The 25,062-nt window shown below is 67.4% G+C and carries 17 protein-coding genes; 7 read left to right on the forward strand and 10 right to left on the reverse strand.

Annotated elements, in window-relative coordinates:
• Nucleotides 1–45: 45 nt before the first annotated feature.
• Nucleotides 46–279, reverse strand: coding sequence for a DUF397 domain-containing protein (locus ACLJPX_RS18510; RefSeq protein ID WP_410601184.1), 234 nt, complete (start codon nucleotides 277–279; stop codon nucleotides 46–48).
• Nucleotides 269–1,138, reverse strand: coding sequence for a helix-turn-helix domain-containing protein (locus ACLJPX_RS18515; protein WP_410601185.1), 870 nt, complete (start codon nucleotides 1,136–1,138; stop codon nucleotides 269–271). Before ACLJPX_RS18515 ends, ACLJPX_RS18510 begins: the two co-directional genes overlap by 11 nt.
• Nucleotides 1,139–1,422: 284 nt before the next feature.
• Between ACLJPX_RS18515 and ACLJPX_RS18520 the strand changes: the two genes are divergently transcribed.
• Nucleotides 1,423–2,520, forward strand: a complete 1,098-nt coding sequence (locus tag ACLJPX_RS18520) for a ThiF family adenylyltransferase (protein ID WP_410601186.1) — start codon at nucleotides 1,423–1,425, stop codon at nucleotides 2,518–2,520.
• Here the strand turns inward: ACLJPX_RS18520 and ACLJPX_RS18525 are convergent, their stop codons facing one another.
• Nucleotides 2,521–3,399: a helix-turn-helix domain-containing protein gene (locus ACLJPX_RS18525; RefSeq protein WP_410601187.1), complete on the reverse strand. Its 879-nt coding sequence runs from the start codon at nucleotides 3,397–3,399 to the stop codon at nucleotides 2,521–2,523.
• A gap of 432 nt (nucleotides 3,400–3,831) precedes the next feature.
• Nucleotides 3,832–4,668 (reverse strand): NAD(P)-dependent oxidoreductase, encoded by an 837-nt coding sequence (locus ACLJPX_RS18530; protein WP_410601188.1) that lies wholly within the window; start codon nucleotides 4,666–4,668, stop codon nucleotides 3,832–3,834.
• Nucleotides 4,669–4,720: 52 nt separating this feature from the next.
• On the opposite strand from ACLJPX_RS18530, the gene ACLJPX_RS18535 reads away from it, so the two are divergent.
• Nucleotides 4,721–5,080: a MerR family transcriptional regulator gene (locus tag ACLJPX_RS18535; RefSeq protein WP_410601189.1), complete on the forward strand. Its 360-nt coding sequence runs from the start codon at nucleotides 4,721–4,723 to the stop codon at nucleotides 5,078–5,080.
• A gap of 1 nt (nucleotide 5,081) precedes the next feature.
• Nucleotides 5,082–5,510 carry a hypothetical protein gene (locus ACLJPX_RS18540; RefSeq protein ID WP_410601190.1) on the forward strand — a complete coding sequence of 143 codons (429 nt, stop codon included), beginning with the start codon at nucleotides 5,082–5,084 and terminating at the stop codon, nucleotides 5,508–5,510.
• Between the two features lie 58 nt (nucleotides 5,511–5,568).
• Here the strand turns inward: ACLJPX_RS18540 and ACLJPX_RS18545 are convergent, their stop codons facing one another.
• Nucleotides 5,569–6,558, reverse strand: coding sequence for a malate dehydrogenase (locus tag ACLJPX_RS18545; RefSeq protein ID WP_410601191.1), 990 nt, complete (start codon nucleotides 6,556–6,558; stop codon nucleotides 5,569–5,571).
• A 470-nt stretch (nucleotides 6,559–7,028) separates the two neighbouring features.
• On the opposite strand from ACLJPX_RS18545, the gene ACLJPX_RS18550 reads away from it, so the two are divergent.
• Complete coding sequence (locus tag ACLJPX_RS18550; protein WP_168214328.1) at nucleotides 7,029–7,670, forward strand: DUF4360 domain-containing protein; 642 nt, start codon at nucleotides 7,029–7,031, stop codon at nucleotides 7,668–7,670.
• 279 nt (nucleotides 7,671–7,949) lie between these two features.
• Complete coding sequence (locus ACLJPX_RS18555; RefSeq protein ID WP_101607992.1) at nucleotides 7,950–8,594, forward strand: DUF4360 domain-containing protein; 645 nt, start codon at nucleotides 7,950–7,952, stop codon at nucleotides 8,592–8,594.
• A 44-nt stretch (nucleotides 8,595–8,638) separates the two neighbouring features.
• On the opposite strand, the gene ACLJPX_RS18560 is transcribed toward ACLJPX_RS18555, so the two are convergent.
• From ACLJPX_RS18560 to ACLJPX_RS18575, 4 genes are all read right to left on the reverse strand, one after another.
• Nucleotides 8,639–10,732 carry an FUSC family protein gene (locus ACLJPX_RS18560; protein ID WP_410601192.1) on the reverse strand — a complete coding sequence of 698 codons (2,094 nt, stop codon included), beginning with the start codon at nucleotides 10,730–10,732 and terminating at the stop codon, nucleotides 8,639–8,641.
• Complete coding sequence (locus tag ACLJPX_RS18565) at nucleotides 10,729–13,812, reverse strand: GH92 family glycosyl hydrolase (RefSeq protein ID WP_410601193.1); 3,084 nt, start codon at nucleotides 13,810–13,812, stop codon at nucleotides 10,729–10,731. Before ACLJPX_RS18565 ends, ACLJPX_RS18560 begins: the two co-directional genes overlap by 4 nt.
• Before the next feature lie 64 nt (nucleotides 13,813–13,876).
• Entirely contained in the window at nucleotides 13,877–14,635 is a 759-nt protein-coding gene (locus tag ACLJPX_RS18570) for an SDR family oxidoreductase (RefSeq protein WP_410601194.1), read from the reverse strand.
• A 31-nt stretch (nucleotides 14,636–14,666) separates the two neighbouring features.
• The gene (locus ACLJPX_RS18575) at nucleotides 14,667–15,563 is read right to left on the reverse strand and encodes an RNA polymerase sigma-70 factor (RefSeq protein WP_410601195.1); all 897 of its coding nucleotides are present in this window, start codon (nucleotides 15,561–15,563) and stop codon (nucleotides 14,667–14,669) included.
• Nucleotides 15,564–15,767: 204 nt separating this feature from the next.
• On the opposite strand from ACLJPX_RS18575, the gene ACLJPX_RS18580 reads away from it, so the two are divergent.
• Both ACLJPX_RS18580 and ACLJPX_RS18585 read left to right on the forward strand, forming a co-directional pair.
• Nucleotides 15,768–18,500: a M36 family metallopeptidase gene (locus ACLJPX_RS18580; protein WP_410601196.1), complete on the forward strand. Its 2,733-nt coding sequence runs from the start codon at nucleotides 15,768–15,770 to the stop codon at nucleotides 18,498–18,500.
• A gap of 566 nt (nucleotides 18,501–19,066) precedes the next feature.
• Nucleotides 19,067–20,482 (forward strand): MFS transporter, encoded by a 1,416-nt coding sequence (locus ACLJPX_RS18585; RefSeq protein ID WP_410601197.1) that lies wholly within the window; start codon nucleotides 19,067–19,069, stop codon nucleotides 20,480–20,482.
• Nucleotides 20,483–20,545: 63 nt separating this feature from the next.
• On the opposite strand, the gene ACLJPX_RS18590 is transcribed toward ACLJPX_RS18585, so the two are convergent.
• Complete coding sequence (locus ACLJPX_RS18590; protein ID WP_410601198.1) at nucleotides 20,546–24,838, reverse strand: GH92 family glycosyl hydrolase; 4,293 nt, start codon at nucleotides 24,836–24,838, stop codon at nucleotides 20,546–20,548.
• Between the last annotated feature and the right edge of the window lie 224 nt (nucleotides 24,839–25,062).

Raw genomic sequence — 25,062 nt, forward strand, 5'->3', positions numbered from 1 at the left:
GGCAGATCCGCTCGTGAGGGTGCCGTCCGTCCGGTGAACGCGGACCTACCGGAGCAGGTCGTCGAACTCGCCTGCCTTCGCGCCGAGCACGAAGGCTTGAATCTCGTGAGGCTCGAAAACGAGGACCGGACTCTTCTCGCCGAGCTTCGAATCCCGCACACCGACATAGCCTGGTACGGAGGCGTTGAATTCAACGCAACCGCTCGCGCCGTTGCTGTAGCTGGATTTCCACCAGCCTGACGCATGGGTGAAGGTGGGGCGGGGTGAATCAGTGGACATCAAGTTCCTCAGCCAGGTTGCGGAGCAGTTCACGTGAACGCTCGGGGTTATCCGCTTGCACCTGCAAACGTTCGAAGGTGTTCCGAAAATCTAGCAAGGCCTCGGCGCTTTCGTAATAGAGGCCTTCGCGGCGGTTCTCGACATAGACGGTGCCGGGGTCGCCCCTGAACTCGGGAGGGTAGGTCAAGATGATGAACATGCCGTCCGACGCCCCGTGGGCACCTGCGGTGAAGGGGAGGACCTGGATGTCGATCTTCGGTCGTTCGGACAGGTCGATCAGGTGCTGCAGTTGCTCACGCATTACCGCGGGCCCGCCGATCTGACGTCGCAGGACCCCCTCGTCGATGATCGACCAGATCTGTGGGGCGTCTTCGGGGCGGTCCAGAATCTCCTGTCGTGCCATCCGCAGATCGAGGATGGCCTCGAGTTCGGCTTCGGTGGACCACTTGCGGCCTTCCCGCACGATCGCGCGTGCGTAGTCGCGAGTTTGGAAGAGCCCGGGAAGTGCCACCAGGTCGACGGTGTTGATTCGCGCAGCACCGGTTTCCAGACCCAGGTACAACGTGAACCACTCGGGTACCGCGCGGTTGAATTTGATCCACCAGTCCCGGCCACGTTTGGCTCGCCGGGTCATGTCGCGGAAGAACGTCGACCTGTCCGGTACGCCGTAGAACGTGAGCAGGATTTCCAGGTCTGCCGGCGCGGGCAGGTTCCGGGCGGTCTCGATATGCGCGATGACGGTGGTGGCCTTGCCGATGCGCTCTGCCGCGGTCGCTCTGTCGTAGCCCGCCGCTTCCCGGAGGCGCTTCATCTCGAGTGCGATCCAGCGCTTGACCGCGGTGGGGTTCAGAGTGCTCACGAAGTCACCGCCTCTTCAAGATCGATCGCGGAACGTGGTCGTGACATCACCCGCATGGCCCACAAGGATGCCATAGACGCCCACAATGTGAAGCTCTACATTTGAGAGGATCTACAACCAAGGATTCTACATTGTGGAGGCTGTGAAGGCGCCAGCGGGTCCGGCGAGTCGGCGACAGGAGGTGGATGGCGATGATCGAGATCGTGATGGTGGAGCGCGCTGAGGCGATACACCACGTCTATTGCCACGACAACAACTGATCGACCGCCGAGGGAGGGGTTCTGATGCGTCCACGCGTGAAAGGCGAGCATCGACCGGTCCGTTTCGGGGACGGTTGGATTCGGATCGGCGGGAAGGTGTTCGGCATCGCCGCCGAACTGAGGGATCCGGATGGTGCGGTGTGGGCGCTGCTGGAACATCTCGACGGAACGAGAACGATCGCTCAGATTGCCGCCGAACTGGCGCGGCGATACCCGTCTCACTCCTTCGACGAGGTCTCCTCGGCCGTCGAAAGGCTGGTCGAACTCGGGTATGTCGAGGACGCCGACGAGCCGGAGTGTGTCGAGCTGAGTTCGCGACAACGCGAACGACATTCGAGAGGTCGTTCGCTGTACCGCTGGATCGATCTGGAGCGGAGGGCTTCAAGCTGGGACTTCCAGGTCCGCTTGGCCGAAGCCCGAGTGGTGGTGGTCGGTGTGGGCGGCGTCGGTTGCACGGCCGCCTTGGGCCTGTGCATGTCCGGCGTCGGCCGGCTGCACTGCGTCGACCCGGACGTCGTCGAACTGTCCAACCTCAGTCGCCAGATCCTCTACACCGAGCGGGATCTGGGTCGGCTGAAGGTGGAGGTGGCGGTGGAAAGGTTGCGTGCGGCCAATTCCGATGTCGAAGTGACCGGGGAGTCGACGAGGATCGAGGACGTGTCCGCCCTGCGAAGGCTGACTGTCGACTGCGATGTCCTGGTGATGGTCGCCGACCAGCCTTCGGAGATCCGGGACTGGGCGAACCGGGCATGCGCTTCGACCCGTACTCCCTGGGTATACGGGGGCTATCACGGCCCGCAGGTCAATGTCGGCATCTACCGTCCGGGCGCCGGACCGTGTTACGAGTGCGCTCGGCTCGCCGAGCAGGACCGCGAGGCCCTGCGCCCACCTTTGGACATCTGGCCGTCGGCGGCCGACGGGACAGTGAACGCGGCGAACGCGGTGACGGCCGGCGTGGTGGGCAACCTGGTCGCGCACGCGGCGATGCGCTTGATCACGGACGCGCCGAAGCTCCGGCTGAACTGTCAGTACGGATTCAGCCTGGCCACCATGGACCACAGCTTCATCGCCGGCCTGGACGAGCCGCATTCGGACTGCCGGGCTTGCCGGGCGGCAGGGTGATCAGCCGGCCGGGTTCTCGGTGGTCAGCCGGCGCGAGACGTTCTGAATCAGTCGCGCCGCTTCCGCGCCGGAGACGGCTTGGTCATAGAGTCGGCGGAACAACTGCTCGTACAGGCTGATCTCGTCCGGGTCCAAGACCAGGTGCTCACCGGTGAAGGTCTCCACCACGACCGATTCCGCGTCGAAGATTCTGAAACCGTGCAGAGGTGCTATCGGTGTGGCCTTGGCGAAGGGCAAAATTCTCAGGTCGACCGTGCGCAGACCAGCCAGTGACTGGAGCCGGTCCAATTGGCCGAGTTGGGTCTCGAGGTCTCCGACGCGGACCCACAGCGCGGCCTCTCCGATCACGAGCGGCAAGTTCCTGTTCGACTGGTACAGCAGGGCTTGTCGTTCGATCCGCGCGGCCACCATCTGTTCGATCTCGTCGCCGGAGGCGTTGCCCATCTGGGCGGGCCCTGACGGGAGGGCGAGCAGTTTTCGCATGAAGCCGGGTGTTTGCAGCAGGCCGGGGAGCATCGAAGGTTGGAAGGTGGCGACCCTCTCCGCCTGGTGCTCCAGTTCGCGAACGGACCTCTGGACGGCTCCAGCTCCGCCGGACTTGCGGAACTCCTGGCGAAACGACACCGATTCCACCCGGGCACGCTTGAGTAGCTCCGTGACGGCCTCCTCGTCGCCGCGGGCGTCGGCTGCCGCGAGCCAGGCGAGGATGTCCTCGCCTGTCGGAAACTGCGCGGCGGTTTCGATCTTGGACACCCGTGATTGCGGCCAGCGCAGTTCTTTCGCGAACTGGTTGCCCGACATCCCTGTGGCAGCGCGGATCTCACGAAGTTTCACGGCGAGCCGTGCGCGATCGGAGCCAGGGGCGGGCGGAGTGGGCATGATCCCCTTTCGTAACGGTCGAGGCCCGGCGTGTCCGCCGGTCAGAGCGTGATCATGGTACCCCTCTCCCCGCACTAGCGTGAGAATAGTACACGAATAGTCTCTTCGCTTGAGAATAGAAAGCGAATAGCCTGGGGTTGGCGCGACGGTCTCGTGGATCGCCGGACCGGACGCCACGACGCAGACAAAGGGAGACCTATGTTCGCCAACTGGATCCAGATCGCCGAACTAGTCTTGCTGCCTTTGGGACTGGGGGTCGGCTACGGCGCTGGACGGGTTTGCCGCAGAGACGAACGCGCGTCCTTTGAGGGCGGTGACACCATCAGTCATCCCGGTCTGGTGCCGGAGTACCGATACCTTGACGACCCGGTCCGGACCCCAGGGCAGTCCGAAGAATATTTCGGCGGACGGTAGGTGCCGGCTCGTGCTCTCCTAGAGTGCGGCGAGCCTGCCGAATCCCTCGGATCCGTGGCCGGCGTCGATCGCTCGCCCCACTTGGGTTCGGGCCGCGGTGAGAACGCCGTTGTCGAGATTTCGCGCCCGGATCGCCTCGAGGATGTGGTCCATGGTGGCCGCCGTGGACTCGAGTGTGCCGTACTCGCCGGGGTAGTGGTCCGCGGCGACCTGGGCGGCGAGCAGGTCGATCATGTCGGGGAAGAAGCCGAGCATCGCCTTGGCGTGTCCGGCGATGGCGTCGGCGCCGATGTCCTCCGCCTTGGCGAGCGCGAACATGTGGATCACCCCGCTCATCGAGGTCCAGAGCATGTCCTGCAGGGAGGCGTCGAACGCGGCGGCGCGGCCGGGGTCCTCGCCGAGGTGGTTCGCGTTCTCACCGAGCGCGGCCAGCGTGCCGCGGTGCTTTTCGTAGACGTCGGCCGGGCCGCTGTAGAACAGGGTGGCTTCCGGCCCTCCGATGGCTTCGGTGGTCGCGACGATCACGCCGTCGAGGTAGTCGACTCCGTGGTCCGCCGCCCAGGAGGCCATCTCGCGGGCTTGCCGCGGTGAGCCGCCGCTGAGGTTGACCAGAGTGCGGCCTTTGAGCGCGTCGGTGTCGAGAATGGACTCGGCCACCTCGTAGTCCCGGACGCAGACGACGACGAGAGGACTGACCGCGATCGCCTGGCCGGCGGTCGCGGCGACGGTTGCGTCGAGTCCGTTTTCCTTGCCAGGGGTGCGATTCCACCCGGTGGTGGGGTGGCCGGCGGCGATGAAGGCGGCGGCGAGGGCGTGGCCCATGGGGCCGAGTCCGAGGACGGTCACGGAGGTCATGGCAGCTAAGCTAAACCTTGACATTGACGTCAGAGTCAAGTCTGGGGGGCGGATGCGGATCGGGGAACTCGCGCGGCGGAGTGGCGTCAGCGAACGCGCGCTGCGGTACTACGAGGCACAAGGTTTGCTGACGCCGGAGCGGCGGCCGAGTGGTTATCGCGTGTACGGCGAGACCGACGTGGCGGCGGTGCGGCGGATCAGGATCCTGCTCGCGGCCGGGTTGAACACCGCGCAGATCCTGGAGATCCTGCCGTGCATCGTCGACGAGGACGGCTGGCTGACGCCGGATTGCCCGGAGCTCGTCGACGCTTTGCGGCAGCAGCGGAACCGGATCGACGAGGCGATCGGCGAGCTGGAGACCACTCGTGCGAACCTCGACACGATCATCGGCGCGGATCAGCGGGTGAGGTGACATGAGCACGGTGCCGGGTGCGGTCCGGTCGTCCCGGGCATTGCTGTTCGCGGTGGCGGTGAGCCATCTGGTGATTCCGCTGGTGATGTGGGCGAACGAGGCTGCGCTGCGCGCGGAGATCGCGGCGCGGTACCCGGGTTTCGGGCAGGCCGAGGTCGACCGCTCGGCCGCGGTCGCGATCGAGTCCGGGGCCGTGTTCCACGGGATCCTGCTGGTGCTGTGCGTGGTCCCGGCGTGGAAGCTCGCGACGGGGCGCCGCTGGACGCGGCAGTTGACCACGGCCACGCAGCTGCTTTCGGTGGTGTTCAGCGTGTTCTCGTGGACGTCTTCGTCGATGTTCCACGCGGTGATCCCGGTCGTCGTCCTCGCCCAGGTGGTGCTGGTCGCGCTGTTGTGGGTGCCCCGGCCCGCGCGGGACTTCTTCGCTTGACGAACGAAAGGCGGCCGTGTCCCTCGGGACACGGCCGCCTTTCGCGGGTTGTTCAGGCTCAGATGAGGCCGAGCTTCTTCACCGCGTCGCGCTCTTCGGCCAGCTCGTTGACCGAAGCGTCGATGCGGGCGCGCGAGAAGTCGTCGATCTCCAGGCCCTGGACGATCTTGTACTCGCCGTTCGCGGCGGTGACCGGGAACGAGGAGATCAGGCCCTCCGGGACACCGTAGGAGCCGTCGGACACGACCGCCGCCGAGGTCCAGTCACCCTCGGGGGTGCCGTTGACCCAGGTGTGGACGTGGTCGATCGCCGCGGAGGCGGCCGATGCCGCAGAGGACAGGCCACGGGCCTCGATGATCGCCGCGCCGCGCTTGGCGACGGTCGGGATGAAGTTCTCGGTCAGCCACTCCTGGTCGGTGATGACCTCGGTCGCGGCCTTGCCGGACACCTCGGCGTGCGCGATCGACGGGTACTGGGTCGCGGAGTGGTTGCCCCAGATCGCGACCTTCTTCAGCTCGGTCACCGGTACGCCCAGCTTCTTCGACAGCTGCGCGAGGGCGCGGTTGTGGTCGAGGCGGGTCATCGCGGTGAAGCGGTCGGCCGGGACGTCGGGCGCGTGCGCCTGCGCGATGAGGGCGTTGGTGTTGGCGGGGTTGCCGACCACGAGGACCTTGATGTCGCTCGCCGCGCCGGCGTTGATGGCCTCACCCTGCGGCTTGAAGATGCCACCGTTGGCCTCGAGCAGGTCGCCGCGCTCCATGCCCTTGGCGCGGGGACGGGCGCCGACCAGCAGGGCGACGTTCGTGCCCTCGAAGGCCTGCTTCGGGTCGTCGAAGATGTCGATGCCCGCCAGCAGCGAGAACGCGCCGTCTTCGAGCTCCATCGCGGTGCCCTCAGCCGCCTTGACCGCCTGCGGGATCTCCAGGAGCCGCAGCTTCACCGGGGTGTCCGGGCCGAGCAGCTGACCGGACGCGATGCGGAAGAGCAGCGCGTAGCCGATCTGGCCGGCCGCACCGGTGACGGTGACGTTGACAGGGGCTTGGGTCATTGCGGTTCTCCAGCTTGAGGCGACATCGACTTGTACCGCGATGCTAGTCCTGTCCCGAGTCGCCGTTCGGGTGCGTCCAGTCACCTTTGTCTTGATCGATGCCGCTACCGGTCGAGTTCGCGGTGAGGCGTGACACAGGCCATGCACCGGAACCGTGTCGGACGTGGCGGCCGGGAGCTCGCGGCTGGGGTCGCGAGCCTCGCCGAGAGCCGATCGCGGTTTGTCTCTTCGGAATCGTCAACACCGACTCCGGGGAACACATTTCCATATCGTGCGAACCGAATGGTGTTTTCCGGGACGATGGTGTTTTCATCGACCTCGGAAAACGGTTACAGGCCCATAAGACAATTTCATGAACCGATTGCCAGTACGGTTGCGTCCGATCGGCGGACGGCACCATGATGATCGTTTCGCTAACATGAGTCCGCCCAGTTCCCCGCCCCCCGTGTGGAAGTTTTGGGAAGGACCCCATGCTCACCGCAGTGGTTGCCGCCGTATCGCTTTTCTCATCGATAATAACACCGAATAGCTTGGCGCCGCCCCCGGGACCGCCGCCGGACCGCGTCACCATCGACGTGATCACCGTCAATGGTTCCGGCTGCCCGCCCGGTTCGTCCGCGGTCGCCGTCGCCAAGGACAACAGCGCTTTCACGGTGACCTACAGTGAATACACCGCCCAGGTCGGCGTCGGCGCGAAGCCCACCGACTTCCGGAAGAACTGCCAGCTCAACCTCAACATCCACGTGCCGCAGGGATTCACCTACGGTATCGCCAGCGCCGACTACCGCGGTTTCGCCTCGCTCGAATCGGGCTCCAAGGCGCTGCAGCGGGCGAATTACTACTTCCAGGGAAATTCGCCGACAGCGCAGGTGAGTCACCCCGTCAACGGGCCACTGTCGGACAACTGGCAGTTCCGCGACGAGGCCGAGGGCGGCGTCATCATCTACAAGCCGTGCGGCGAGGACCGCAATCTCAACGTGAACACGGAACTGCGGGTCGGGGCCGGAACTTCGGATCCGAAGAAGACCACCAGTTTCATCACGATGGACTCGACCGACGGCGGGTTCAGGACCACCTATCACTTCTCGTGGAAGACCTGCCCGACAGCCTGACATCGTCTCCAGGGTGACGGCCTGCTTCCCCGCCCGGAAGAAGGCCGTCCCACCCATGCCTGGTCAGGGCCTTGGCCGTCCTGACGAGGACTTCGCGGCTCGTCGTCGCCCCACCTGGCGGCGACGGGTCTTCTCGACGACCCCTTTTCCGCGGTCACCGCGATATCCGGGTGGCCGGAACCGTTTTCGTCCGATCGGCGGGCGGCCCGGAAACGATCGTCTCCGCTAACATCGAATCCCCCCAGTTCCCCGCCGTGTGGAAGTTTTGGGAAGGATCCCATGCTCAATGCGCTGGTTGCTGCCGTAACGCTTTTCTCCTCGGTTGTCACACCGAATGGCTGGGTGCCGCCCCTGCTGCCGTCCGACAAGATAGTCATCGACGTCGTGACGGTCAACGGAACCGGATGCAGACCGGGTACCTCGGCTGTTTCCGTGTCACCGGACAACACCGCATTCACGGTGACCTACAGCGAATACACCGCCCAGGTCGGCGTCGGCGCCAAACCGACCGATCTGCGCAAGAACTGTCAGCTCAACCTCTACGTTCACGTACCGCAGGGATTCACCTACGGTATCGCGAGCGCGGACTACCGCGGTTTCGCCTCGCTGGCCGCGGGTGCCACCGGAATCGAACGAGCAAACTATTACTTCCAGGGCAATTCCCCGACCTCCTACGTCAACCACAACCTGAAAGGCCCGTTCGAAGACAACTGGCAGTTCACCGACGACATCGAAGTCGGTGCCATCGTCTACAAGCCCTGCGGTGAGGACCGGAACTTCAACATCAACACGGAATTGCGGGCCGCGGTCGGCACTTCCGATCCGAAGAAGACCACCAGCTTCGTCACCATGGACTCGACCGACGGTGCCATCAAGACCACGTACCACTTCTCCTGGAAACCCTGTCCCAAACCCAAGAACTGATCCCTGAGGTGGCGGCCTTCTTCGAACTTCGGCGAAGGAGGCCGTCACCCTTTCCCGGACGGCGCCGGATCGGTGGCTTCGACCCCGAATACGCGGCCCAGCGCGATCACCGTCTCGTCGAGATGCCCGAGACTGGTGAGGACCGAACGCGCCTGCGGATCGTCGATCCGGTCCGCCACCGGTGTGCCGTCGTCCCGGACCAGCGTTCCGTGCCCGGAACCGCCGGGTGCGCCGATCGCCTTCCCCAGCACCGCGATGTTCGCCCGGATCCGCCCGGTGTACAGCATCAGCCGATCCGCCTCGTTCACCAGCAGCCCGGCCTGCGACCGCGCCGCGACGTGCCGGGCGCGGAACGCGATCGTCTCCACCGTCGTGAGCACGTGCCAGCCGTAGTCACGACGGCTGCTCAGGTTCACCGGATGGGTGAGCGGCTCGATCGTCGTGCGGACCTTGTCCACCGCCCGGTCCAGATCACGCGACTTCTCGATGACACTGACGTTCTCCGCGCCGGACAACAGGCCCGCGGCCTTCTGGACGAACTCGTCCAGTTCGTCCAGCAACGCCGAGACGTCGTCCAGCATCACCGCACGGGTGCGCACCGGCACGATCACCACCGCCGCGAGCACGCCCGCCGCCGCACCGACCGCGGTCTCCGCGACCCGGATCCACAGCACCTCGAGGCTGAACGTCCCCAGCAGGCTGTAGAGCAGCCCGAGCATGCTGGTGATGAAGAACGCCATGATCACCTGCGACACCCGCGCCATGTAGACCATGCCGAACACGCACACCAGGATCAGCGCCAGCGTCGCGGGCACACTGCCCGACACCAGCAGCGTCAGCACCAGCCCGCCCACGATGCCGATCAGCGTCCCGCCGAGCCGCCGGACGCCCTTCACGAACGTCGCGCCCGCGGTCGACGAGCCGATGAACACCACGAACACCGTCAGCACCGCCCAGTACCACCGCTGACTCGACACCAGCTCCCCGCCGAGGACGGCGAGCCCGCCGCCCACCACGGCCTGGATCGCGCTGCGGGTCTGGTTGTCGTAGGCGAACGCCGCAGACTTCTCCTCGTCGGGGTCTTCGGGATCACCCCCGGCGTCGGAGACGTCGTGCTCGGCGACCCGCTGCGCCCGCACGTCGGCCAGCGCGAGTTCGGCGATGGCCCGGCGGACCCCGTCGCCGGGCGCGGCGTGCTCGTCGATACGGCTGCCTTCCACCAGCATCTTGCTGAACTCTTCGGTTTCGCTGATCAGCGGCAGTTCCCGTGGATCACGTTCGATCAGCGACCGGAACCGCCGCATCCGCGCGATCAGGTCGTCCCGGACGTCGTCGTCGAGATCCTCGGCGCAGGTGCGTTGCACGGTGATCGTCAGCCATTGCACCGCCAGCTCGACCTCGATCGCGCGGCGCCGGAGCCGGTTGGCCGAGTCCGCGCCGGTGACCTCGGGCGCGGTGTCCTCGATGAGCAGTACGGACTCGTGCATGCGGGAGTTCGTCGTGCGGAGCCGCTTGCGGGTGCGCTCGCTGCCGCCGACCGCGAGATGGTCTTCGGCGGCCCGCACCACCGCGGCGAGCCTCGCCCGGAACGCCCGCCGGATCCGGAGGAACTCCGCGTCGGTGCGCCGGCGCAGCAGGAGGAACCGGACCACCGCGTTGGCGGCGATCCCGATGGTCAGCGCGAGCAGCAGGACCGGCACCTGCTTCAGGTGGGTCTGCAGGAACATCGCGAAGAAGAACAGGAAGAACGACAGCGATCCCAGCGCGATCCCGCGCGAACCGAACCGCTGCGCGTAGACCGCGACGAAGATCAGCAGTACGAACACGATGCTGTCCAGTGGCGGCACCGCCGAACCGACACTGGCCGCGGTGAGCGACGCCGCGCCGAGCAGCAGCCCCAGCACCAGCGTCACCGCCTGCTGTCCCGGGGTCGTGTCGTTGACGGTGAAGGCGGACGTCATCGCGGCGATCGCGGCGACGAGTGTGACCGTGAGCGGCTGATGGAACGGCAGGATGGCCAGCACCGCGACGATGATGCTGAGGACCGCCGAGAAGCCGAGCCGGAGCCGGAGCCGGACCAGGCCGGGATCGGAGGCGACCAGACGGTCGGTCGTGGCCTGGGTGATGCGGGCGATCATCGGGCGAGCAGCTCTCCTTGGGCGAGGGTGACCCGCCTGGCGGTGGACGAGGTGACACGGAGACGGTAACGGGCGTACTTCGCCGGCTCGGCGAGGGCGAAGGGCCGCGTCTGGCGGCGCCATCGGAACACCTCGCCCTCACGCTGGTCCAGCAGCGCCCAGCGCTCGCCGTCGTCGGACCCCTCCAGCACCCACGAGCGCGGATCACCCCGGCGGCTTCCCGAGGTCAGCGTGTACATCACGACCTCGCGCGCGGAGCCGTCCGTGGGGAAGTCGATGACCGGTTCGCGGGAGGGGAAGGTGATCTCGGTCCTGGTGGTGTCGTCGAACAGGGCGCCCGGGCCCACCGTGATGTCCGCGAGCGGGCGCGGGTCGGCCGGTTCGGCGGGGGACCGGCCCCAGTCCGACGGCCGTTCGCCCATGGTGAATTCCAGCACCGCGCCGTCGGCCAGTGCCGAATGCGGGAGCGTGCTGCTCTCGTGCGGACGTCCGTCGATCGTCAGCCCGTGGACGTAGACGGTGTCCGCGGTGTTGCCGGGCGCCTCAACGACCAGGTCCTTCCCGTTCTCCAGGTGGACGGTCGCCTTCGTGAACAGCGGCGACCCGATCGCGTACTCGGGGCTGCCCATCGCCAGCGGGTAGAACCCGAGCGCGCCGAAGATGTACCAGGCGGACATCTCGCCGTTGTCCTCGTCGCCCGGATAACCCTGGCCGAGGTCACCGCCGACGTAGAGCCGCCGCAGGACCTCCCGCACGATCCGCTGTGTCTTCGACGGCGCTCCGGCGTAGTTGTAGATGAAGGGGATGTGGTGCGACGGCTGGTTGGAATGCCCGTACTGTCCCATCCGGACGTCGCGGGCCTCGGTCATCTCGTGGATCAGCCCGCCGTAGGACCCCGGTTTCCGGCCGGTCTCCGGGGTCGCGAAGAACGTGTCCAGTTTGGACTCCAGCGCTTCGGTGCCGCCGTGCAGCGCGGCGAGCCCGGCACCGTCGTGGGGGACGGAGAAGGCGGTGTTCCAGGAGTTCGTCTCGGTGAAGTCGCCGCCCCACGCCTCCGGGTCGTAGCCCTCGGCGGCGAAGTGACGGCTGCCGTCGCGGTTGCGGCCCTGGAAGAACCCGATCAGGTGATCGAAGTGGTTCGCGTACTGCTGTGAGCGCTGCCGGAAGTACGCGGCGTCGTCCAGGCGGCCGAGTTCCTCGGCGAGATTGGCCAGGCCGAAGTCGTTGATGCACCCTTCCAGCGCCCACGACAGGCCTTCGTGGACCGATGTCGGCGTGAACCCGAGGAAGATCGACTCGTGCAGGCCCTTCCGGCCGACGCTCTGCCCGCGCGGTGTCACCGTCGCGTTCTTCAACGCCGCTTCGTAGGCGGCCTCGACGTCGAACCCGCGCACACCCTTGAGGTAGGCGTCGGCGAACGCGACGTCGGAACTGGTCCCGGTCATCAGGTTGGCGTACCCGGGGGAGGACCAGCGCGAGATCCAGCCGCCTTCGCGGTACTGCTTAACGAAGCCGTCGATCATCCGCCCGCACCGGCCGGGGGTGAGCAGGGCGTACGCGGGCCACGTGGTGCGATAGGTGTCCCAAAAGCCGTTGTTGACGTACATCTCGCCGTCCACGACCTTCGCGCCGGTCCTGGTGCGGGTGCTGGGCCGGAGACGCCGGATGACCGGGCTCGCGTGGCGGACACCGTCCGGGGTGTCCTCGTGCGCGGAGTTCGGATACAGGAACAGGCGATAGAGGTTGGAGTAGAACGTGTCGCGCTGGTCCTCGGTGGCGCCCTCGATCTCGACGCGGTCCAGCACCTCGGCCCACCGCGCGCGGGCCTGATCGCGGACCTGCTCGAAGCTCGTTCCGGCGGGGATCTCGAGTTCGAGGTTCCGCTTCGCCTGCGCGAGGCTGATCAGCGACGTCGCGATCCGCATCGTCACCTCACCCGCCGCGAACTCCAGGAACCCGGTCACCGTGCGCCAGGCCGGGCGCCGGATCTTCCCGCCGCGTTCGGCCGGGACGTCGAACTCGGCGTGCACGAACATCCGCTTCGCCCCGGCCGACAGCCTGCTGCGGACCCAGGTGTGGCCGGTGACCACGCCGTTCGCCGCGTCCAGCCGCAACCCGCCCCGGTTGCGGGCGTTGTCGAACAGCAGCCAGCCGCGGTCGCCCGGGAAGGTGAACCGGAACAGGGCCGCGTGATCCGCCGGGGCGATGTCGGTGGTGACGTCGTTGGTGAACCGGACACCGTAGTGATGCGGCCGGTCGATCTCGTCGTCGTGGGAGAACGCGAGCGCGCGGCGGGACCGGTCCGGCTCGACCGGGCCGATTCCCGGCATCACGTGGAAGGTGTGCCGGTCGCCCATCCACGGGCTCGGCTGATGCGACAGCGCGAACGCCTGCAGCGCCGGACGGTTGGCGGCGTCGTTGTGCCGGTGGTAGCTGTAGAGCCAGTTGGTGACGCCCGCGTCGGTGACCGGGGTCCAGAAGTTGAAGCCGTGCGGGACGGCCGTCGCGGGGAAGTTGTTGCCCCGCGAGAACTTGTCACTGGAATGCGTGCCACGGGTGGTGCGGACGTGGTCGACCGGGTCGCGGATCTCGGCGACGTGCTCGGTGACCCGGACGTCGTCCAGCCAGCCCGCGCTTTCGCCGTCCGGTGGTTCGCTGACCAGGACGATCCGGGCGATCCGCCGTCCGGCGAACTCGCCCAGCCCGCGCCGCACCAGGTTCCACTGATCGACGTACAGCGTCTTGTCCTGGCCCTGCTTCTCGGCGCTGAACCCGGCGCGCGTCCCGTCGGCGAACTCGACGTCCAGCGCCACGAACGTGCTGCGATAGCTGGGGACCGCGTCGGTCTCGGCCTCGGGGAAGACCACATAGGACAGTTCGGTGTGCCCGGTGACCTCGACGTCCACTTCGAACACCGTCGCGCGTTGGGAGTTCTCGTAGCGGAGGGCGCGCTCGCCGGTGAACCCGACGCCCGGCTTCGCCGTCGGCGACGACCGCGGCCCGGTGCCGACGCGCAAGGCCGGATCCACCGGCTGCGGATCACCCGTTTCGAAGGAGGAGAAGAACCCGGTGATCGTCACCAGGCCACCGTAACTCGCCCCCGCGAGCACGGCTCGGTGTGATCGTCCCGTCGCAAGTAGAGGACTAAACGCGGGAAGAGAGGAACTCCTCGAAGGTGCCCGCTCCGGTCGCGTTCTCCGGCGTCAGGTTCCCACCCGCCCGAAACGCCCGGAACGCCTTGCCGGGCAGCCACAGCGGCACGATCGGTTTCCGGCGCCCCACCGACCGCTGGTAGGCCTCCGCCAGGTCACGGGCGGTCCGCACCTCGGGGCCACCCAGATCCGGTACCCGCCCGGCGGGCTCGCCGGAGGCCAACGCGACCAGCCGGTCCGCGACGTCACCGGTGCTGACCGGCTGGAACCGGAAGCCGGAGGGCATGAACGTCACCGGCAGCCGCCGCTGCACCGCCGACGCCCGCGCGACGAGGTCGTGGAACTGGGTCGCGCGCAGCACCGTCCACGGCAGACCGGACCCCTCGATCACCTTCTCCGAGGCCAGCTTCTCGTCGTAGTAGAAGAACCGGATCACGTCGATGCCGACGATCGAGATGTACACCAGATGCGGGCCGCCCGCCCGCCGCGCGGCCTCGGTCAGGTTCCGCGTCCCCTCCTCGTCCCCGCGGCCCAGGGTCGAGGCGCAATGGATGATCACCGACACACCGGTGACGGCCTCGGCGAGACCGTCACCGGTCCGCAGATCACACCGCGCCCACTCGTGGGACTCGCCGGAAGGGCGCGGCCGGCGGCTCATCACCCGGACCGGCAGTCCCTCGGCGGACAGCCGCCACACCACCTCACGGCCGAGATCGCCGGTACCGCCGGTCACCAGGATCGGTTTCGTCACCAAGGTCCTCCGTTCACGAGAGCTTCCACCCTCAAGAACCGGCGGGCCACCCGGAACGTGACAGCTGCCGCGAGGCGAACGCGAGTTTGTCCGGATTCGCGACCGCGCGGAGCCCGGAGATCCGGCCGTCCACGACCTCGAACCCGAGGATGCCGTACAGCGCATCGCCGACCGTCGCGATGACCGCCGGCCCGCCGTTGACCTCGCCGATCTCGATCGACACCTGCGTGTCTCTCGCGAACATCCCGGCGTACAGACGCGCGACCTTCGCGGCGCCGTGCACCGGGCGCCGACCCGCGGAGGCCTTGCCGCCACCGTCCGACCAAGCCGTGACCTCGGCGGTGAACAGGCTCTCCAGGGCAGGCAGGTCACCGTCCCGTGCCGCCGACAGGAAGCTCTCGACGAGCTTCTCCAGCTGCGACGGGTTCGAAACCCGTCGCTCGTCCGATCGGTCCAGCGCCCGTCGCGCCCGGCTGTGCAACTGGCGCGAGTTGACCTCGGAGACGTCGAGGATCGCGGCGATCTCGCGATGGCTGTAGGCGAATGCCTCCTTCAACACGAACACCGCCCGCTCGACCGGGCCGAGCTGTTCCAGCAGCACCAGCATCGCCAGCGACACCGAATCCCGCTGTTCCGCCGTCTCCAGCGGACCGAGCGTGTCGTCCGAGGTCAGGACCGGTTCGGGCAGCCACGGCCCGACATATCGCTCGCGCTGGACCCTGGCCGAGGTCAGCCGGTTCAGGCAGAGATTGGTGACCACCTTCGCCAGCCACGCCCGCGGCGACTCGATCGACCCGCGTTCGGCGCCCGCCCACTTCAGGTAGGCGTCCTGGACAGCGTCTTCCGCCTCCGCGGCCGAACCGAGGAGGCGGTACGCGAGCCCGAACATGACGGGACGCAGTTCCTCGAATTCCGTCGCGCCGTCCATTGTCTCCTACGAATCCCGCTTTTTCCACTGTGGACGGTCCGGAGCCGGGGGTACCGCTCACCGGGATGGCCGTACCTGATCGGCGCTGACGTCCACTGTGACTGTATCGGTACGAAGGGAACGTCTGCGTCACCACCGAGAGAGGGGTCTGGAGTGACGTCACGTTCGTCACGTTCGCGTGCCTCGTTGTGCGCTGCGACCGCAATGACAGTGTTAGCGCTGATCACAGCGCCCCAAGCCGGCGCGGCACCGGCACCGGGCGCCGTGCACACCACACCGGACAGATCCGGAAAGGACATCGACGTCAGAGACACGGCGAGAACCAGCCCGCGCGTCCTTGGCGCGCAGGACCGGCTCGCGGCGTCCCGGGCGAACTCCGTCGCGAAGGCGCGCGCGGAACTGGGCAACCAGGCCGTGCTCGACTTCGACGAACTCACCGGCACCCCCCGCATCCTCGCCCGCACCGACGGCTTCCTCACCGGCCCGAGCGGCAAAGCGCCCCGCGACATCGTGCTCGACTATCTGCGCGCGCAGGAAGGACTCGTCGGCCTCAGCGCCGGCGACACCGCGAAACTCGGCCTGCGCAAGGATTACGTCGACGTCGAAGGCACGCATCACCTGTCCTTCACCCAGGCCGTCGGCGGGATTCCGTTGTTCGGCAACGGTTTGAAGGCACACGTCACCAAGGACGGCAGGCTGATCCAGCTGGACGGCTCGCCCGTGCGCGACCTTCCCGCCTCGCTGGGCACGGCCGCGCTCGCGGCTCCCGGCCCGGACTCGAAGCAGGTCGCGTTCCTCACCGCCGACGGGATCCGGCTCGCCTGGTACACGCTGGCCAAACCCGCCGTGGACAAGATGTTCCAGGAGGTGACCGACGCCGCGACCGGGAAGCTGCTCTACCGCAAGAACCTGGTGAACCACGCCAACGACGCCGACGGTGCCAAGGGACTCGCCTGGGAAGCCCAGCCGGGCCCGCAGAAACAGGTCAACCTGACCCAGAAGGGCTGGCTGCCCGCCGACGCGAAGACCTTGGACGGCAACGTCGCGCACGTCGCCGCCGACATCAACGGCGACCTGAAGTTCCAGCCCCAGGAAGAGGTCGGGCCGAACACCGACGGCACCTACCGGTACAAGTTCACCGACTTCAACGCCGCCGTCGGACCGCCCTGCTCGGCCGCCAGGCCGTGCTCCTGGGACCCGAAGACGCCGGGCTCGTGGGCGAAGAACCGCGAACAGAACGCCGTGCAGGCACTGGCCTACGTCGGCAGCTTCCACGACCACCTCGCCTCCTTCCCGATCGGTTTCACCCGCCAGGCGGGCAACTTCGAGAAGGTCGACGGCGACGCTGTCCAGGTCCACACCCTGCTCGGCGCCCAGGAACCGGGCTACTACGACAACGCGTTCATGGGCACCCCGCCCGACGGCCAGGCACCGACCATGGGGATGTTCCTGTTCCACGACCCCAGGGACCCCACCGACCCGTTCCTCGCGGCGAACTCCGCGGACGACGCCACGATCATCCACCACGAGTACACCCACGGGCTGTCGAACCGGCTCGTCGTCGACGCGCAGGGAAACTCCACTCTGAACTCCCTGCAGTCCGGCGCGATGGGGGAGGCGTGGAGCGACTGGTACGCCTTCGACTACCTCGTCGGCCGCAACGCGATCAAGGACACCCCGGCTCCCGGTGAGCTCCTCGGCGGCGACTACGTCAGCGACGGGAAACCCCTCGCCCGCACCCAGCCGCTGGACTGCCCGGTCGGCGCGGGCGCGCCGCAGTGTCCCGGAACGCCCGGAGCTGGCCCCGGTGGCTACACCTACGGCGACCTCGGCCGGATCCTCGGTTTCCCGGAGGTGCACGCCGACGGCGAGATCTGGGCGAGCACGCTGTGGGACGTCCGCTCGGCACTCGGCGTCCAGCTCGCGCGGGCGCTGGTCACCCGCGCGATGGAGCTTTCGCCCGCGTCACCGTCCTTCCTGGACATGCGGAACGCGATCCTGCAGGCCGACACGGTGATCAACGGCGGCCGCGCGCACGCCAAGCTGTGGAAGGCCTTCGCAGCCCGCGGCATGGGCTACTTCGCCGCGTCGATCACCGGCGCCGACACCGAACCGGCCGAGGACTTCTCCACGCCGCCTCCCGCGGGCACCCCGACCGGGACGGTGACCGGCAAGGTCACCAACCGTGAAGGCGGCGCCCCGATCGCGGGCGTCGCGGTCCGGTTCAGCGGCCACGACTCCGGTTTCGGCGGCTCGCTGTCCGCGGTCACCGACGCCGGCGGCACCTACACGATCCCCGGTGTGCTGCCGGGCACCTATCCGAAGGTCTACGCCGCCGGTGGCGGCGCGGACAGTGAGACCCGCGCGGTGTCGGTGCGCTCGGGTACCACCAAGGTCGACTGGTCGCTCCGGCTCAACTGGGCCTCCGGCACCGCGGGGGCCACGGTCGCCGGATTCAACGGCGTCGACTTCAGCCAGTACGGCTGCGGTCCCGGCGATCTGCTGGCGTCTTCGGTGCTCGGCGGCGGTGGCTGGTCGACCGACAAGGTGGTCCGCCCCGACGGCACGATCGAGAGCAGGTTCATCACGATCAAGCTGGGCAAACCGGTCAACGTCAGCGCCATCGAGATCGACCCGGCCAACCACTGCGGTGATGATCCGCCCGCCGCGGCCAAGGACGTCACGGTCGAGACCTCGGTGGACGGCACGACCTGGGTGAAGGCGGGCACCGGCGACTTCAAGCCCGCCGACCTGAACAAGCTCAGCGCGCTCCAGCTCGCGCCGGGCAGCGGGACCGGGGTGCTGTTCGTGCGGCTCACCGTTTCGTCCAACCAGCTGTCGTTCTACCCGGGCAACGTCTGCTCGCCGCAGCCGTCCACGGCCGGGTGCCTGTACATGGACGTGCAGAAACTCGCGGTGCGGGGCGCTCCTGCCTGACCCGCTGTGCGTGGTAGTGACGGTTCTCTTTGAGGAGAAGGGCAAACGTGTCGTGTTCACGGGCGGGGTGCGCCGAGCCTTCAGCGTCGCGGATCTGACCGGCCGACGAGAGCCGGCCACATCCTGACTGTCCACAAAGGATGAGTTCGGGCGAGCAAATGTCCGATTGATGCCCATGTGCACGCTTTGCAAGGGGGGTCGTGAGTGGTAAAGCGGGTTCTAACCCTCTTTATCACTCACGACCCGTCAAAAACCACGCATCTAGCAATCAAACGGACATTCAGTCGCCTGGGCGTGCCTCCGTGGACGCTCGGGAAACGACTGGCGCCCGCCGGCCGGTCCAGAACCACGCCGCGAAGGCCACCTCTCAGCCTTGAAGCCAGCGAAGGGAGCCTTCAACACAGAGGCTCGGTCACCCCACATTTGACCTACCTCTCAATAGCTGTCACTACCACTTACGAGTGTTGTATGAACATGGCATCGGGGTAGAAACGTGCTCTCCGTTCTGAGCACGCGCATACACGGGTTCGAATGAACCGTCACTCCTTCACCTCGAAGGAGTGTTCATGTTGCGTTCCCCCACTTCCCGCGCACCCCGGTCCCTGATCGAAGTATGGCCCGCGCTGGCCGGGCTCTCGGCCGTGTTCCTGTTCGAGATGCTCGACAACTCGATCCTCAACGTCGCGTTGCCGACCATCGGCCGCGAGCTCTCCGCCTCGGCGACCACCCTGCAATGGGTGACCGGGGTGTATTCCGTCGTGTTCGGCGGGCTGATGCTGGCGTTCGGCGCGCTGGCCGACCGGGTCGGCAGGCGCAAGATCATGCTGGCCGGGCTCGTTCTGCTGGCAGTGGCGAGCCTGGCCACGATGTTCGTCACCGTCGCGTGGCAGCTCATCGCGGTCCGGGCCGTCATGGGTATCGCGGCGGCGATGACGACACCGGGGTCGCTCGCTCTCGCGTTCCGCCTGTTCGACGAAGACGTGCTGCGCGTCCGCGCGACCACCCTGATCTCGACGGTGGGCCTGGTCGGTCTCGCCGTCGGCCCCACCGTCGGCGGGCTCGCGCTCGCCGTCGCGCCGTGGCAAGCCCTGCTGGTGGTGAACGTGCCGGTCGCCGCGCTCGCGTTCATCGGCGTCCGGACCGGCATCCCCGCCGACGATCCCGCCGAACTGCACCGCGATCCGATCGACGTCGCGGGCGCCGTGCTGGGGACCGCCACGATCGTCCTCACGCTTCTCACGCCCACGCTCTTCGTCGAAGCAGGCACCGCCTCGGCTCTGCCCTGGGGCACCGCCGCGGCCGCGCTCGTCGCCGGAACCTGCTTCGTCCTCCGTGAGAAGACGGCCCGCTATCCCTTGCTGGACCTGAAGCTCGTCGCCCGGCCCCTGGTGTCCAGCGGACTGGCGCTCAAGGCCGCGGCCGGCCTGGCGACCGCCGGGCTGAGCTACCTCGTGACCCTGCACCTGCAGTTCGGCCTGGGCTGGGCACCCGCCCAGGCGGCGATCGGGATGCTGCCCCAGGTCGTCGTCCTGATCGCCGGCGGCGCTCTCGTCGGCCCCCTGGTCACCCGCGTCGGCCTCACCAAAGCCGCCTGGCTCAGCGCAGGCGCGGTCGTGTGCGGTCTCGCCGTCTACACCGCGTTCGGTGGCTTCGGCTACGTCTGGATCGCCCTCGCGCTCGCCCTCGTCGCGGCGGGGATGCGCGTGGTCGGGGTCGTCGCGGGAACCAACGTGATGCGCGGCCTGCCGCCGAACCGGACCACCATCGGGGCCGCGCTCGTCGACACCGCCAGCGAAGTCACCACCGGGATCGGCATTGCGCTGGGCGGCACCATCCTGGCGCTGGTCTTCCCCGGCGCGCTGACGACGGCCCTGCACACGGCAGGCTTCCAGACGGCGACCACCTACGCCGGACTCGCCCTCACCCTGCTGTCCGGCGCCCTCGTCGGTTTCGGCATCCTGCGCGGACGTCGTCCCGAATAGACGTGAAGGCCCCTTCACAGCGCTAGGCGCAATGAAGGGGGCCTTCACGTACTTACCGGAGGACTACAGCTTCGCGCACTGCCCGGCGGACGGACCGCGGACGGTGTTCTGCAGGTCGTAGTCCGTCGGAGCGGGGGAGTTGGCCGCGCACGCCAGAGGTCCGCCGATCGTGCTGGCGGTCAGCACCGGCCCCTTGTTGCCCGTCAACGCCACCGGACCGCCGATCTCGGTCAGTTCGATCGACACCGGCCCGGTCGACCCGGTGATCGCCACCGGGCCGTTCACCTTCGTCCGGTCCAGCACGATCTGCGCCGCACCCGTCGCCGTCAGCGGCCCGGAGATCGACCCGCCGCGGACGATCAGGCTCGCACCCTGCGCTACCGAAACCGGGCCGGACACCGTCGCACCGTCCACACAGGTCACCCCGTTGCGCACGGTCAGCGGGCCCTTGTGCGCGGCCGTGATCGTTTGGGTGCACGCCGCGTCGGGCTTGCCGAGCACCTCGAATTCCGACAGCGACGCCTCCCCGCCCGTGGTCGCGGTGACCTCGAGCCGGTAGTACGCGTAGTGCGCCGGGTTCGCGATCTTGAACGCCCTGGTCTGCTGACGCCACGGGAACTTCTGGTCGGTCCGCGCATCCGCGACCGCCCATGTCTTCCCGTCGTAGGAACCCTTCAGCACCCAGCTCTTCGCGTCGCCCGCGCCCTTGCCGGAAGTCAGCGTGTAGAACGAACCCGCCTCCTTCGTCGAAGGCACCTGGTACTGGATCGGCGCCTTGACCTTCGCCTCGGTCCGCGACGTGTTGTCGAAGAACGCGGCGTCCCCGCCGGAGACCGGCTTGGTCAGGTCGTGCACCGGCGTCGGCACCGCGTCGCCCTTGGTGATCGACTTCGGCGCGTCGTCGGGGCCGGTGCCCCACGACGACGGGTTCGGGCCCATGTCGAAGTCGAGCGTCCCACCGTTCGCGATCGCGGAATGCGCCAGCGACGTCGAGGACTGGGCCTTGCCGTTCACCTTGAGGCCCTGCACGTAGACGTTCTTCGCGCTGTTCTTCGGCGCGTTGACCACGATCTTCTTGCCGCCGGGCAGGTTCACGGTCGCCTTGGTGAACAGCGGCGACCCGATCGCGTAGTCCGAGCTGCCGACCTGCAACGGGTAGAAGCCCAGCATGCCGAACAGCCACCAGGCGGACTGCTCACCGTTGTCCTCGTCACCGCCGTAGCCCTGACCCAGCTCACTGCCGACGTACAACCTCGCCAGCGCCTCGCGGACCTTCGCCTGCGTCTTCGACGGCTGACCCGCGTAGTCGTACATGTAGAGCGTGTGATGCGCGGCCTGGTTGGAATGGGCGTACATGCCCATCCGGACGTCCCGCGCCTCGGTCATTTCGTGGATGATCCCGCCGTAGCTGCCGTACTTCAGGCCGGTCTCCGGGGTGGCGAAGAATTCGTCCAATTTGGACGCCAGCCCCGCCTTGCCGCCGAAGAGGTTCGCCAGGCCCTGGCCGTCCTGCGGAACGGAGAACCGCATGCCGTACGCGTTGGTCTCGGTGTAGTCGATACCCCAGACCTCCGGGTCGAACTGGTCCTTCGCCCGGGTGAACTTGCCCGCCGCGTCACGGCCCTGGAAGAAGCCGACACTCGGGTCGAACACGTTCACGTACTGCGTGGCCCGCTCGGTGAAGTACCCGTAGTTGTCCAGGTACTCCTGCTTGCGCGGGTCTGTCGCCGGAGCCTCGTCGTAGAGCTTCTTCGACATGTTCGCGATGGCGTTGTCGTTGACGTAGCCCTCGATCGCCCACGAGAACCCGTGGTCGGCGGTGTTCGGCGCGTACCCGAGGAACGTGCCCTCGTCGATGCCCTTCCGGCCGACCGCCCCGTTCGGCGGCGTCACGGTGGCGTTCTTGATCGCGGAGTCGTAGGCCGACTGGACGTCGAAACCCTTGACTCCCTTGAGATACGCGTCCGCGAAAGCGGCGTCCGAACTGGTCCCGGTCATCAGATCCGCGTAGCCGGGGGAGGACCAGCGCGAGATCCAGCCGCCGTCACGGTACTGCTGCACGAAACCGTCGACCAGCTTCCCGGTCGTGTCCGGACTGAGCAGCGAATACGCCGACCACACCGTGCGATAGGTGTCCCAGAAGCCGTTGTTGACGTAGAACTCGCCGTCGACCAGTTTCGCCCCGGTCTGTGTCGGGGTGTCCTGTCCGGTCTTCGGCGACACCGGGCTCGCGTACTTCTTCACCGGCTTCTCGACGGTGCCGACGTTCTCGAAGCCCGAGTTCGGGTACAGGAAGAGCCGGTACAGGTTCGAGTACAGCGTGATCAGCTGGTCTTTGGACGCGCCCTCGACCTCGATGACCTTGAGCTTCTCGTCCCAGGCCTTCGCCGCCGTCTCACCGACCGACTCGACCGTCGCGTTCGGGGCGAGTTCCTGCGCCAGGTTCTTCTTCGCCTGCTCGACGCTGATCAGCGAGGTCGCGATCCGCATGTTCACCGTCTTGTCGGCGCCCGCGTCGAACTTGAGGTAACCGAGGACGTTGTCCCGCTTCTGGTCGCCGGAACCGGTCGACAGCTTCGAACCGGCGGTCACCGGCTTGTCGAAGGTGGCGTAGACGAACATCCGCGACGCACCCGCGGACAGCCCGCTCTTCACGTCGCTGTAGCCGGTGATGGCCCGGCCCGCGGGGTCGAGGGTCAGCCCGCCGTTGTTGTTGACGTTGTCGAAGATCAGGTTCGAGTCCGCACCGGGGAACTTGAACCGGTACAGCGCCGCGTGATCGGTCGGCGCGACCTCGGTCTTGATCCCGTTCTCGAAATCGACGCCGTAGTAGTGCGCCCGCGCCGTCTCGTTGGAGTGCTTGAACGGCAGCTTCCGTGCTTCACGATCCGGGTTGGGCACGCCGGTGGCGGTCGAGGGCAGGAACTGGAAGGTCTGCCGGTCGGCCATCCACGGACTCGGCGCGTGGCTCGCGGAGAACGCCTGCAGCGCCGGGAGGTTCTGCTCGTTGTTGCGCGAGTGGTAGGAGTACATCCAGCTCAACGTGCCCGCGTCGGTCGTCGGGATCCAGAAGTTGAACCCGTGCGGCACCGCTGTCGCGGGCATGTTGTTGCCGCGCGAGAACGACCCGTTCGACAACGAACCGCGCGTGGTCAGCACGTTGTCGCTCGGGCGAAGGCTCGCCGGCGGCGTCGGCGTGGCCGACACCTTGATGTCGTCCAGCCAGCCCTGCAGCGAACCCGGGCCGCTCGCGTTGTCGTAGCCGACCAGGATCCGGTCGACCGTCTTGCCCTTCGCGACCACGCCGATCTGCGAGCGCACCAGGTTCCACTGGTTGGTGTAGAGCACCTTGCTCGCGCCCTGGCCTTGCGGCGAAAGCCCGAAACCGTACTGGTCGACCGCGCCGAGCTGGCTCAGGTACGTGCCGTCGGTGAACGCCAGGTCCACCGCGACGTTCGTGCTCGGGTACTTCAGGTCGCCTCGGATGAACTCCGGCTGCACCTTGTACGACAGCTCCGAGGTCGCCGCCACCGGGATGTCGACGTCGAAGATCTTGTTGTACGACCAGCCGTGCCCCTGCGCCTTGTGGCTGCCGGAGTAGCGGAACGCCCGCGTGCCGGTGAAGCCGACGCGGTTCTTGTTCGTGTAGCCGCCAGTCGGGCCGCTGTCGGCGAAGCTGCGCATGTTCGGCAGGGCAGGCGGCGCCGGGTCCTCGTTGGCCAGCAGCAGCTCCGAGAGCTGCATGATGTCGCCGCCGTTGTTCTTCGTGATGTTCAGCCGGAAGAACTTGTACGCGGCACTCGCCGCGGGCAGGCGGTACTCCTTGGCCTGGAACCGCCCCGAGAACTTCTGGCCGGTCTGCTTGTCCAGATCCGTCCAAGCCTGGCCGTCGGCGGAGCCCTGCAGCGTCCAGTCCTGCGGGTCGCGGTTGTCGAAGTCGTTCGCCGAGGACAGCGCGTACCGCGTGATCGACGTCGGCTCGGACAGCACGACCTGCGCGAAGCCGGTCGGCGTCCAGGCGAGCCACTTGGTGTCGGTCGAGCCGTCGACCAGGTTAGACACCCCCTCGTTCGGGGTGTTCTCGCTGTTGGCGGACGTCTCGGTGACCTTGCCGCGGATGTCACCGGGGATGGTGGTGGCGTTCGCGCCGTCGACGCCGAACGCCTTCGGCTTGCCGGACGGGTCGACGTCGACGGTGTCGCTCCACGTCGGCTGCGGTTCACCCTGTTCGAAAGAGGAGTAGAAGTCCGGCGGAGCTTCTTCGGCCGCGGCGGTGGCCGGGAGGGCTACCAGCCCAGACGCCACGACCGTGGCACTCAAGAGGCTGCAGACCCAAGGTCTGACGCTTCGGGGCATCGTTGCACCAATGCTTTCTCGCGGGGGCATGCTGGGCGCCGCACAGGCGGGGGACCGGGGACGCCAAGAGAGAAAAACTCGGTTGTGACATCGATGTCAAGACACTCGGACAAACCTGGCCCGAACTGGACAACCCGGATGCCCTCGCGAGCGCTTCCGAAACCCGGTGGACAACCTCCGGGGGCCGGGCCAGGGTGAACGAATCCGACTGAAAGCCGATCCGG

The organism is Amycolatopsis sp. lyj-90, from assembly GCF_046549035.1.
Classification (GTDB): Bacteria; Actinomycetota; Actinomycetes; order Mycobacteriales; family Pseudonocardiaceae; genus Amycolatopsis.